The organism is Dyella telluris, from assembly GCF_014297575.1.
In the GTDB taxonomy this organism is placed as follows: Bacteria; Pseudomonadota; Gammaproteobacteria; order Xanthomonadales; family Rhodanobacteraceae; genus Dyella; species Dyella telluris.
This window is the reverse complement of record NZ_CP060412.1, coordinates 1431212-1443734: the sequence shown is the minus strand read 5'-3', so window position 1 is coordinate 1443734 and position 12523 is coordinate 1431212. Positions and strand designations below refer to the sequence as shown.

Here is a 12523-nt window from a genome sequence, read left to right as displayed (position 1 = left end):
CGCATGATCGCCCGGGCAAAGCCCGGGCCACGCGTCACCGCCAGAGCCCCTTTTCTCTGGCTTCTTTGAGCTTGGACTGGAAGGCTATTTGACGAGCCTGATAGTGTCCGGCTTCGATCCGGGGCGGACATGGGCAATGGATGGGAGGGGCTTATGAAGGAATCCAGTGCTGGATTTGCGGCGATTTACCGGTGGCGACTTCGCCCGGGCATGGAGGATCAGTTCATCAAGGCCTGGACGCGTATCTCCGAGCTCTATCTGCATCAGGGCGGGTCGCTTGGCTCACGGCTTCACCGCGGTCATGACGGTCTCTGGTACAGCTATGCGCAATGGCCGGATGAAGCCACCCGAAAGAATGCCTTCTCGGCGGGCGCGCTGGACAAAGAGGCAGGCGAACTCATGCGCGACTCCATTGCCGAATCGCTGCCGGAGATAACGCTTGAGCCTATGGTCGATTTGCTGGTGCTACCCCATCGTACGAAGGCCGAAAGCTAGCCGTTTGGTTCAGCAGCCAACTATCGGCTTCCGAGGCGGAGCGAGCAGAACAGGGGCCATCGATGTTGGATCGCGCGGTGCCTCCGAGAGAGAGAGGCGAAGTGGATGTCCACAGAGGGCACCATTTGGAACATCACCGAAGGTAGTGGTTGAAGAGAAGCCCGGCGGCGGGGACATCGCCGTCGCCTAACTCCAGTATCAGGCAGCGCTGAAGCTTGCCTAAGGGGTCTCGTCATGAACGCAGATCGCGCGTCACGCTACGCTCCACTGTTGCTGAGGGTTTTACTCGGGTCGCTGTTCATCGCGCACTTGTACTGGAAGTTCGCCATTCTGCCGGGAGGCTTGTCCCGATGGTGGGCGGGTTTCGCCACAAACGGCTATTCCCCGTTCGTTCCCTGGTATGTCTTTTCCGCCGAGCTGGCCGGTGCCTTGCTGCTCATTCCTGGCGTCTATACGCGCTGGGTCAGTCTGTATGTGCTGCCCATGATGCTTGGAGCAACGCAGTTCTGGGCGGTACGCAAGGGTTTCTACTTCACTAGCGCAGGGGCGGAGCTGCCCCTCGTGTGGTCGTTGCTGCTCGTCCTTCAGATGATGCTTGGCGATGGCCCGTATCGGTTGCGCGCCAGCTAAGCTGCGCTTTCGACCCAAATCAGACAGAAGTCCCGCCGTGACCAACGGCCGATTTGTCGGGCCCTCCGGTGCCTAAGGTGCCTCGGCGGTGTCGTCGCATGGTTTCCAGCTACAGGTGCAGCGCCCCCTGGCGTGGGCAGGAGCGGCTGGGCGGCGGAATACGCCAGCATTCGTCGTCTGATATAGAAATATCATTGACACCATCTTGGTAATGCGATATCAGTCGTAGCGTGGGCTGTCCACATGATTCTCCGGGGGGAGAAATTCATGCAATTTCAGCAACTGCGGCACAGGCGCCGCTGCATCAGTGTGGCCGTTGCGTTCGCCTTGTTCGGTTCTTTCACTGCCACAGCACAGCCATCGACATCCGGTGGCGGAGACCTCGCAGCCGCGGCGGCCACGAATGCCGGTCCGGCGCCGGGCGCCGAGACATCGACGGATCCTGTCGATCAGCAAGGGGCGAGTCCGCAGTCCGCGTCCAACAACTCCGCGCCGATCAATCTTGGCACCGTGATGGTCACGGCCAACAAACGCGAGGAGCGTTTGCAGGCCGTGCCCATGGCAGTCTCCGCGGTTTCCGGCGACGACCTGCGGCGGCAAGGCGCGAACAGCTTCGCGGATTACGCCAGTCAGGTGCCAGGTCTCAACCTGATCTCCAGCTCGGCAGGGCAGACGCAGTTGGTATTGCGCGGCGTCACGTCGGGTAGCTCGCAGGCGAACTCGAGCGTCAGCACCTATATTGATGACGCACCGTACGGTTCCAGCACCGTATATGCCGCCGGTAGTTTGCTGACACCGGATATCGATCCGGCCGATATTGAACGCATCGAAGTATTGCGCGGCCCGCAGGGCACGCTCTATGGCTCCAATTCGCTGGGCGGCCTGGTGAAATTCGTCACGACGCCGCCGGACTCCACGCGCATGTATGGGCGTGCATCGGTTGACTACACCAGCGTTGACGGCGGTGGCAGCGGCTTCGCCGAGCGCGCCATGTTCAACCTGCCGCTGGTAGAGGGCAAGCTCGCGCTGCGCGTCAACGCATACAACCGCGACGATCCCGGTTACATCGACAACGTGTTTACCGGCAAGAAGGAAGTCAACGAAGACACCGTCAGCGGCGGTCGCGCGCAAATGCTATGGACGCCCACCGATAAGGTATCGGTACGTCTGTCGGCGCTTGCACAGAACCTCAGGGGCGACGGGCTTGCCAACACCGGCGTGGAAGTGGACCCGGCCACGCTTCAGCCCATTTACGGTTACCAGAAGCAGAGCCGCGCCGCCGGCACCGGTCTGCTCGCCGTGCAATATCGCCTCTACGACCTTTCCGTTGATGCCGATTTCGGTTGGGCCAAGCTGGTCTCGTCGAGCAGTTACGGTTCGCAGAAAGTCGATCAGAATGGCGATGTCACCACGGCATACGGCCCACTGCTCAATCCCATTTTCGGACTGGACAACGGCGGGTACTCGGTCACGCAGCCGATCACGCTGGGGAAATTCACTCAGGAGCTGAGGCTGGAGTCGCCGGCCGAGCAGATGTTTGCGTGGCGTGCGGGCGTGTTCTACACCCGCGAAAACACCACCAATCATCAGATGGTCAACGTCTTCGATGCATCGACCGGTGTGCCGATCGACCTGCCCAACCTGGGTGACATTCATATCGGCCCGGGCATCTTCAAGGAATGGGCCGGCTACGCCGATGTAACCTGGCATGCCACCTCGCAATTGAGCGTGCTGCTCGGCGCGCGTCAGACGCACGACACCACGTCGTACACGCAGGTGAGCAGTGGCCTGCTGACGGGCCCGGCTGATTTCACCACGCGCAGCTCGGATACGCCGACGACGTTTCTGTTCAATCCCAGCTTCAAGTTCAACGACAACATGATGGCCTACCTGCGTGTGGCATCGGGCTTCCGTCCCGGTGGTGCCAATGTGGGCGTGCCGCCGGGCCTGGATGCTCCGCTGACGTTCCAGCCGGACAAGCTGACCAGCTACGAACTCGGCTTCAAATCGACCTTGCTCGATCAGCGTATGACCTTTGAGGCCGACGCGTTCTACATCGACTGGAACCAGATCCAGCTCACCACCACCAACGCCAGTTTCGTTTACCTGAGCAACGGTGGCAAAGCCAGGAGCCAGGGCCTGGAAGCCAGCTGGAAATACGCACCGGTGCAGGGGCTGGTGCTGTCCGCGAACGCCACCTGGACGGATGCAGCACTCACGGCGGATACCCCGCCGGGACTGTATGGCAAGGACGGCGATAGCCTGCCGTGGGTGCCGAAATGGAATGCCAACCTGGGTGCGGATTACAGCTTCCCGCTCGGCGGCGGCTGGTCCGGATTCGTGGGCGGCAATTACAGCTACGTGGGCCGACGCGAGTCCGATTTCCTCTCCGTTCCCGGACCGCGCATTTCCGTGCCCGGCTACCACGGTGTCGATCTGCACGCAGGTGCTTATTTCGGCAACTGGACGATCAAGGGCTACGTCAAGAACCTCACCAACCAACGCGGCATCACGTCACTTGCTTCGGAAACGACCGATCCGCTGGGCAGTCCGTATTCGGCGACCTATGTGCCACCGCGCACGGTGGGAGTCACCCTCGCCCTCGACTTCTGAGCATCGCACGCTGGCACTATCGGAGCATCCGCGTCATGAAGCATTGCAGGAAATTTTTGGCGTCATTGGCCTTGACCTTCGCCGCCGGAGCGGCGCTGGCCCAGGTGCCCACACCCGTGAACCCGGCTCCGGCCACGTCCGCCGCGCTGCCGGCGCCCAGCGTCGCAACTACCGTGGCGTCCGACGGCCAGGCCCAACCGAATGGCCAGACCCACGCGCTCACCAGCGAAGACCTGTCGAGCTTCTTCGACGGTCTGGTGCCGTTCGCGCTGGAGCGCGGCGACGTCGCCGGAGGCGTGATCTCGGTGGTCAAGGACGGCAAGGTGATCTTCGCCCGGGGCTACGGCTATGCGGATCTGAAGACGCGCCAGGCGCCGTCGCCCGAGACCACGCTGTTCCGCCCCGGTTCCACCTCCAAGTTGTTCACCTGGACCGCGGTGATGCAACTGGTGGAGCAGGGCAAGCTCAATCTCGACGCCGACATCAACCAGTACCTGGACTTCACCATACCGCCGCGTGACGGCAAGCCGATCACGCTGCGCAACATCATGACCCACACGCCGGGCTTCGAGGACACCGCACGCGATCTGCTGCCGGCGTCCACCGATAGCGTGAACCTGGAGAAATACCTGAAGTCACATCTCCCTGCGCGTATCTTTGCGCCGGGCACGATCGTGGCGTATTCCAACTATGGCTGCGGCCTGGCTGGCTATATCGTGCAGCGCATCTCCGGCGAGCGCTTCGAAGACTACGTGCAGAAGCACATCTTCGATCCGCTGCAGATGACGCACTCGAGCTTTGAGCAGCCGCTGCCTGCGCGTCTGGCGGCGCTGTTGTCCAAGGGCTACAAGAGTGCCTCCGACGGCAAGCCGCATCCGTTCGAGCCGGTCGATCCTTCGCCGGCCGGCGCGCTCAGCAGCTCGGCCACGGACATGGCGAACTTCATGATTGCCCAGCTGCAGCAGGGCCGCTTCGGCGATACGCGCATCATGCAGCAGGCTACCGCCGAACTGATGCACAGCCCGCAGCACACCGCGGCGCCAGGATTGGCAGGCTTCGACCTGGGCTTCTACCAGGAAGACAGTCATGGTCAGCGCATCATCGGCCATGCGGGCGACACCGAGGTGTTCCATAGCGACCTGCACCTGATGCTGGACGCGAATGTCGGTGTGTTCATGTCCTTCAACAGCGCTGGCAATGAGGGTGGCGCCCATGTGATCCGCAAGGCGGTGTTCCAGTCCTTCCTGGATCGCTACTTCCCGTACAAGGCGCCCGAGGAAGCGACCCTGGCAACCGCCAAGGCCGATGCCGCGCGCGTGTCCGGTTGGTACGAGTCAAGCCGGCGCAACGAAAGTGCGCTCAAGCCGCTGTACCTGTTTGGCCATGCCAGTGTTGCCGCTCAGCCGGACGGCACCATCGTGGTCTCCGTGTGGAACAACTACGCGGGCAAGCCGCTGTACTGGCGCGAGGTGGGGCCGTCGACGTGGCGTCAGGTCAACGGCGATGCACACATCAAGTTCGTCGACGATGCCAATGGCAACATCGCCTACTGGGCGACCGACGTCGAAGTGCCGGTGTTTGTGTTCCAGCGCGTCTCCGGTGCGCGCTCGATGGGCACGGTGGGTCTGTGGGTCGGGCTGTCGTTCGCGGGCCTGATCGTGGCGCTGTTGAGCTGGGGCGTGGGCGGCTGGGTGCGTCGCCACTATCGCCGTCCGCTCGCACTGGATGCCTCGCAGCGCCGTTCGCGCCTGTGGTCGCGGCTCGGCGTACTTGCCCTGTTCGTGATGTTGGCAGGCTGGATGGGCCTGCTGGTGGTCTCGTCGGTCAGTGACGACATGTTGCTGCAGGGCACGATGACGCCGTGGCTTTACGTCCTCTATGTGCTCGGCGTGATCGGTCTGATTGGCGCGCTGGCCGTGGTGGCGCATAGCGTGCGTTGCTGGATGGCGCCGCGTCGCGGGCGCTGGGTGCTGGCTGGCGAAACCCTGCTGGCGCTGGCGGCGATCTATCTGGTGTGGCTGATCCTGACCTTCGGACTGGTCAGCTTCAACGTCCACTACTGAGTTCTCTGCGCGGCGACGCCAGATCGTCGCCGCGCACTCCATCCGAGGAAGTAGACATGAATATCCATGTTGACGGGCGCTTGCGCCTGCAGGCAACGCGCAAGAGCTGGGCGATCCATACGCCGTTCCATATCACCGGCTACACCTTCACCGCATTCGATGCACTGATCGTCGAGCTGACTGACGCGCAGGGTTTCATCGGGCGCGGCGAGGCGCAAGGCGTCTACTATCACCACGACACGCCCGATTCAATGTTGGTGCAGATCGAAGCATTGCGTGCGCACATCGAGGCCGGCATCACCCGTGAAGCGCTGCAGCAATTGCTGCCGGCAGGCGGAGCACGCAATGTGCTCGACTGCGCCCTGTGGGATCTGGAAGCCAAGCGCGCCGGCAAACCCGTGTGGCAGCTGGCGGGCCTGCCGACATGCAAGCCGTTGCTGACCACGTACACGGTGGGCGCGGACGAACCGGAAGTGATGGCCGGGCGCGCAAGCAGCTATACGACGGCGCGCGCGATCAAGCTCAAGCTCACCGACGACGAGCGCAATGCCGAGCGCGTGCTCGCCGTGCGACGTGCGCGTCCGGACGTATGGCTGATGGTCGACGCCAACCAGGGCTTCACCCGTGAGTCGTTCGCGCGGCTGTTGCCGACCCTGGTCGACGCGCGAGTGGACGTGGTGGAGCAGCCGTTTCCCGTCGGCAGCGAAGCCTGGCTGGATGGGTTGGAGCGACCGATCCGCATCGCGGCTGACGAGAGCGTGCAGGATCGCAGCGACCTGGCGAAAATGGTTGGCCGGGTCGACGTCATCAATATCAAGCTGGACAAATGCGGCGGGCTTACCGAAGCGTTGGCCATTGCGCAGGAGGCGCGCAAACGTGGCTTCGACTTGATGGTCGGCAATATGGGCGGCTCCTCGCTGGCGATGGCGCCGTCCTTCGTGGTGGGCCAGTTGTGCGATGTGGTGGACCTGGACGGTCCGATCAGCCTGGTCGAGGATTACCAGCCATCGGTGGTGTACGAGCATGGCACTATCTGGTGTCCCGATGCACTCTGGGGTGGCCCGGCGTCGGCCGCAAGCAAGTAACTAGGCGCCATCAGCGAGGATGTCCATCCGCATGACTTCCGCAACGAGCCCGGTAACAGAGAAAAGCTGGTTCGGCCATCCACGTGGCCTGACCATCCTGTTCTTGACCGAAATGTGGGAGATGTTCTCCTTCTTCGGCATGCGGGCGCTCTTGGTCTACTACATGACCAAGCACCTGAAGTTGGACCAGGAGTACGCCTCGCTGGTGTATGGCGTGTACGCCGCCTTCGTCTATTTCACGCCGGTGTTTGGCGGCATGCTGGCCGATCGCTGGCTGGGCAAGGGACGCTCCGTCGTCATTGGCGGTTCGATGATGGCGCTCGGGCATTTCATGATGTCCTCCGAAGCGCTGTTCTATCCGGCGTTGTGCATGATCGCGCTGGGCAACGGCCTGTTCCTTCCCAGCCTCGCCAGCCAGATCGAGGGCCTCTATCGCGCTGGGGACGAGCGCAGCAAGAGTGCATACAACATCTACTACGTCGGCATTAACCTTGGTGGCTTTCTGTCGCCTTTGGTCTGCGGCACGCTGGGCGAGGCGTACGGCTGGCACTGGGGGTTCGCCGCGGCAGGCATCGGCATGCTGCTGTCGCTGGTGATTTATCTGGCCGGACGCCGTTACCTGCCCACCGAGCCGGCACTTGGGGCGGCGACACGCGAAGTACGCCCGCCCATGGACCGCACCGCACGCGAACGCTTTGGCCTGCTGATCGGCATTGCCGCCATCGTGGTGATCTTCCGCGGCGCCTATGAGCAGAACGGCAATACGATTGCGCTGTGGGCTGACACTGGTATCGACCGGACGCTGGCGCGCGGCTGGACCATACCGATGACCTGGTTCCAGTCAATCAATTCGCTGGCGGTGTTCGCCCTCACGCCATTGTTGGTGGCTCGCTGGGCGCGACTGGCACGCAAAGGCGTCGTGACGCCGCTGCTTGGCAGGATGTCTTTCGGCGCGGCCATCGTGGCGGTGTCCTATGTGGCACTCGGGCTGGTTGCGGCGTGGAGTGAGGCGCATGGAACACGTGCCAGCTGGATCTGGCTGTTCGTGTGGTTTGTCGTCTTCACCATCGGTGAGTTGTACATCCTGCCCACGGGACTGGCCTTGTTCGGACGTATGGCGCCGGAAGGCTTCCGCGCCACCAGCATTGCCACGTGGTTCTTTGCCGGATTCTTTGGCAACCTGCTGGCCGGTGCGCTTGGTACCTTGTGGAGCAGCATGGGCCATGGCGCGTTCTTTGTGTTGATTGGCGGTGTCTCGGCACTATCCGCCGTGCTTTTGTATATGCTCAATCGCCGCCATAGCGGCGCGGGGCAACATGGACAAACCGGCAGCACCACCGTGCTGGCCCGATGAGCGAGTGCTGATGATCAAGGATCTGCAGAAAAAGCTAAAAGACGGCTGGAGTAGCTTCACCACGTCCGAGCAGAAGATCGCTACCTACCTGCTGCACAATCTCAATGGCATCCCGTTCGAAACGGCTGCATCACTGGGGCAGCGCGTTGGCGTAAGCCCCATGACGGTCGGTCGCTTCCTGCACAACCTTGGCTATGCAGGCCTGAACGAGCTCAAGGAAGAGCTGCGTAGCGATGCGCCCTGGTTGCAGCTGTACAAGAACACCGATCAAACCGGTGACTCCGCCGCGATGTCCGAGAGCCTCAAGGCAGAGATCCAGGGCATCACGATTGCGCACGGTCTGACCCGCACGGCGGAATGGAAGGCTATTGTCAAACTGCTGGTGGACGCCGATCGAGTCTCGGTCGCCAGCTTCCACCAGGGGCGTTTCCTTGGCCTGGGTTTCGCCAGCCTGATGCAGCACGTCAAGCCGCGCACGATCTTCCATGAAGGTCTGGATGGCGCGTATACCGATCTGCTGCTGGATTCGACCAAGAAGAGTTGCGTGCTGCTGATCGACTTCCGGCGTTATTCGCGGCATTTTCGCATTCTTGCCGAGGAATCCGCCGCGCGTGGCATTCCGCTGGTCATCATTACCGACAGCCAGTGCTATTGGGCCCGTCAGCTCACCAATCATGTGCTGATGCTGCCGGCCGATCTGACGCGGCCGTGGCACAACTTCACGGCGGCGACGAGTTTGTTGAGCTTGCTGATCGGCGCGGTGACACGCGAACAGGGCGACATGTTCGACCGCATCGGTGACATCACCCAACTGCGGCAACGACTGGTGGGCTATGTCGAGGCGCCAGCGGTGGAGAAGCGCGATTCCAGCACGTCCGTGAAGCCGCGCAAGGCGGCGGCCAGCAAGCCGCGCGGCAAGCCGAAGACTTGAAGCCGTGCCGCATCGCAGCGCGGCTCGCGATCCAATGGGCAGCACAACTCAAAGGAAGCGTTCTCGATGAATCGCCGTTCCCGTGATAATGCCGCCGGGCAAACCATACGCAGGCACTGGCGTCGGAGCGCTTGCGTGGCCCTGCTGGTATCGTGGTGTGCCGTTGTCGCCGCATCGCAGCCAGCCGACTCAACGCCGGATCTCGACGCGTTTGCGCGCAAGGCCATGCAAACCTTCGACACGCCAGGTATGGCAGTGACCGTGGTCGAAGGCGACACCATCGCCACGCACACCTATGGCGTACGCAAGCTCGACAATGCCGCGCTGGTGGATCCGCATACGATTTTCCCGATCGGCTCCAACACCAAAGCCTTCACCACGGCCGCGCTGGCGATCCTGGTCGACCAGGGCAAGCTGCGTTGGGACGACCGTGTGGGCGACAAGCTGCCAGGTTTTCGCATGTACGACGCCTACGCGTCCAGCGAAATGACCGTGACCGATCTCCTGGTTCACCGCAGCGGCCTGGGGTTGGGGGAGGGCGATCTGATGATGTTCCCCACCTCCGATCGCTCGCGTGCGCAGCTGGTTCACGACATTCGTTATCTGAAGCCGGCCCACTCGTTTCGCGGCGGCTATGACTACGACAACGTGCTCTACATCGTGGCCGGTGAGCTCGTCGAAGCGGTCTCAGGGCAGAGCTGGGAGGATTTCGTGCAGCAGCACATCCTCGACCCGCTGCAGATGCATGACACGAAGACCAGCATCGACGCGACTCCCCCTGACAAGGTGTCGTTGCACGCAAAGAACACCACGGCGGTGCGCGGCGTTGGCCCGCAAGCCGTGCTCAAAACGGTGATGACCGGCAAGGTGTTCGCCCCGGCCGGTGCGCTTCAGGTGAGTGCGGCCGACATGGGTCCCTGGCTGCGTTTGCAACTGGACAGCGGCAAGCTGGACAAGAACACGCGGATCTTCAGCGAGAAAGCAGCACAGATGCTGTGGACGCCGCAGACCCTCATTCCGATTTCGGCTGCGCCCAAACCCTTGGCGCTGGCCCAACCGCAATTCGAGGCCTATGCCCTGGGCTTCGAGGTGCAGGACTATCGTGGCCACAAGATCATCACTCATCTCGGCGGCGTTCTGGGTGGCGTATCGGCCGTGGTGGTCATTCCGGAAAAGCATGCGGCGTTTGCCATCATGCTCAACTCCGAGGACGTCGGCACGCTGTTTGCCATGCGCGAGCACCTGCTGGATACCCTGCTCGGATTGCCCTCACCCGACTGGATCGCCAGCTACAAACAGGTATTCGACGAAGTAAACGCAGGCGCCGTGGCCGCGCTCAAGACACCGGCAAAGTCCGTGCATCCCGAACGCGGTCCTTCACTGCCATTGGCCAGCTATCTCGGGACCTACCGCGATCCGTGGTACGGCACTGCAACGCTGGGCCGGAACGAGAAGGGCGCGCTGACCATCAGTTTCGACCGTTCGCCCGGCATGCACGGAACCCTGGAGCATGTGCAGTACGACACGTTCCGCACGCACTGGTCCATGCCAGACGTGGAAGATGCCTACGTCACCTTTGCCCTGGCTCCGGACGGCAGCATCGATCAAATGACCATGAAGCCCGTCTCCCCCATCGCCGATTTCAGCTGGGATTACCAGGACCTGCGCTTCACCCCGGTCCGCGCGTCCAAGTAGGAGGCCCCGTTCCGCATGCACGTGCGTCAGAGTTGATGCGAGTTCGGCCCTTTCCACGTTCCTGATCGATCTGCGTGGTGTTGAGAAATAGCAGAGAGCGTAGACGATCTCCGGCATGCTGTTTGATGCAGGCGATGCGCCGATTTGGAAAAGGCCTTGGCGTCAGGGAACTGTCCGCTTTCGACCCGAGGCAAGCATCATGGGTATGCCTCAAGAGAGACTGGGAAGGGGAAATTGCGAGCAACGCACACGAAGCGTTGTCGAACTTACATGACGCAACGTAGCCAGCAAGTCAGGCACAAAAGGTGGTTCCGCCGCCCTAAGCGCGCCTTGGAACTGCGTAACCTCAGGTACGTTCATCTGTTTTCCCGTACACGCAGCGTCAATCCCTTGAGGAAGTTTCGAAGCAGCTGGTCTCCGCAGAGACGGAAGTTCTTATGATCGGGCTGGCGGAACAGGGCGGTGAGTTCCGGTTTGGAGATTGGGAACCCGGCATCCTGGAAAACCTGGTGCATGTCGACATCCTTGAGTTGGAATGCGACACGAAGCTTTTTCATCACCACGTTGTTGGTAACGCGCTTTTCAATCGGTCGTGGCGGGAGGCTTTCATCTTTCCCGCGAAAGTAGAAAACCAAGCCATCAAGAAAGTGTGCGAGTACCTGATTGCTGCACTCAGCATAACCCTCCTCTTCTTCCTTTTTCAGGAACGCTTGCACATCCGATTTATCGATCGCGATATCGGCATCAGACAGCTTGGTTATCTCGACAACTTTGTTGTCGCTGAGATCAAGCATGTAGCGCACGCTGCGCAGAACGTCGTTGTTGATCATTGCTTTTCCTGTGGCGCATCGCCCCATGAGTCTTGGGCGCTGCACTTGTCAATTCGTCATACTGGCTGTGACGTGGCCAAGGTCCATATTGTCGCTGTGCTGGACACGTGGCTGAAGTATTTGCCTGCTTACCACTCTCGCCAGTCATCCTGACATCGGAATCAGCTGGCAGTTGCCTGATTTTAGCTCAGCAACGTTCACATGGGCGGTGTTCTAGGCCGGACGGGTCGAGACCCGTGAGGCGGCTGCGCTACTTCCAAAGGGCAGTCATATGGTGCGCTCCAACAATGCCGATGGTGGCGAGGCAGCCGGGTACGTCATTCGGCAGGGTGCCAAGGAAAGCACTTGCCAACCCTTTCATATGCCAAGCTTCGGTGCTGCGAACGCTAAGTGAAGGGTGAAAGGCCCCGGACGAGCTGCACCTGAGCAACAGTAGCCGCGATCCTTTATTTGGTGATTGCAGCCTTGAACAACCTGAGTCGCTAGGTATTCTTGTTAGGTCCGCTTTCGACCCAGAGCGGACATCTCAGTAAGGGCAATCGGGGCGGGCTCGCGCTGCTGATAAAAGCAATCAAGGTAGACAAGACCAATGACAACGCATTGCTGTAGCGACATGACCAGGCATGTTGAAATGAAATGTCCGGATCATCCTGTCCCGCAAAACTGCCCGGATCGGGTGCTGAAATATTCCAGCCGCTTTAATGAGTATGGTCTGGTTATCCATGACGGTGGGTCCGCGTCCTATTCCATCCGTTTTTGCCCTTTCTGCGGAGTGAAGCTACCGGCAAGCCGGCGTGACAACTGAATCGTAAAGAGGAAGAGCACTG

At 61.3% G+C, this 12523-nt stretch carries 10 protein-coding genes; 9 read left to right on the top strand and 1 reads right to left on the bottom strand.

The window, feature by feature from the left end; genetic code table 11:
* Positions 1–153: 153 nt before the first annotated feature.
* The 8 genes from H8F01_RS06625 (at position 154) to H8F01_RS06590 (ending at position 10866) form a co-directional block, all read left to right on the top strand.
* Positions 154–495, top strand: coding sequence for an antibiotic biosynthesis monooxygenase family protein (locus H8F01_RS06625; RefSeq protein ID WP_187058226.1), 342 nt, complete (start codon positions 154–156; stop codon positions 493–495).
* A gap of 234 nt (positions 496–729) precedes the next feature.
* Positions 730–1125 (top strand): DoxX family protein, encoded by a 396-nt coding sequence (locus H8F01_RS06620; RefSeq protein WP_187058225.1) that lies wholly within the window; start codon positions 730–732, stop codon positions 1123–1125.
* Between the two features lie 267 nt (positions 1126–1392).
* A complete protein-coding gene (locus H8F01_RS06615; RefSeq protein ID WP_238481172.1) occupies positions 1393–3738 on the top strand; it encodes a TonB-dependent receptor in 2346 nt (781 codons plus the stop codon).
* Positions 3739–3794: 56 nt separating this feature from the next.
* Positions 3795–5801, top strand: a complete 2007-nt coding sequence (locus H8F01_RS06610; RefSeq protein WP_238481171.1) for a serine hydrolase domain-containing protein — start codon at positions 3795–3797, stop codon at positions 5799–5801.
* A 56-nt stretch (positions 5802–5857) separates the two neighbouring features.
* Complete coding sequence (locus tag H8F01_RS06605) at positions 5858–6886, top strand: dipeptide epimerase (protein WP_187058223.1); 1029 nt, start codon at positions 5858–5860, stop codon at positions 6884–6886.
* Positions 6887–6917: 31 nt separating this feature from the next.
* The gene (locus H8F01_RS06600) at positions 6918–8240 is read left to right on the top strand and encodes a peptide MFS transporter (RefSeq protein WP_187058222.1); all 1323 of its coding nucleotides are present in this window, start codon (positions 6918–6920) and stop codon (positions 8238–8240) included.
* A 10-nt stretch (positions 8241–8250) separates the two neighbouring features.
* Entirely contained in the window at positions 8251–9171 is a 921-nt protein-coding gene (locus H8F01_RS06595) for a MurR/RpiR family transcriptional regulator (protein ID WP_187058221.1), read from the top strand.
* 135 nt (positions 9172–9306) lie between these two features.
* Complete coding sequence (locus H8F01_RS06590; RefSeq protein ID WP_222615729.1) at positions 9307–10866, top strand: serine hydrolase; 1560 nt, start codon at positions 9307–9309, stop codon at positions 10864–10866.
* A 356-nt stretch (positions 10867–11222) separates the two neighbouring features.
* Here the strand turns inward: H8F01_RS06590 and H8F01_RS06585 are convergent, their stop codons facing one another.
* The gene (locus H8F01_RS06585; protein WP_187058219.1) at positions 11223–11696 is read right to left on the bottom strand and encodes a YehS family protein; all 474 of its coding nucleotides are present in this window, start codon (positions 11694–11696) and stop codon (positions 11223–11225) included.
* 589 nt (positions 11697–12285) lie between these two features.
* Between H8F01_RS06585 and H8F01_RS22010 the strand changes: the two genes are divergently transcribed.
* Positions 12286–12501, top strand: a complete 216-nt coding sequence (locus H8F01_RS22010) for a DUF6980 family protein (protein WP_425490081.1) — start codon at positions 12286–12288, stop codon at positions 12499–12501.
* Positions 12502–12523 lie beyond the last annotated feature (22 nt).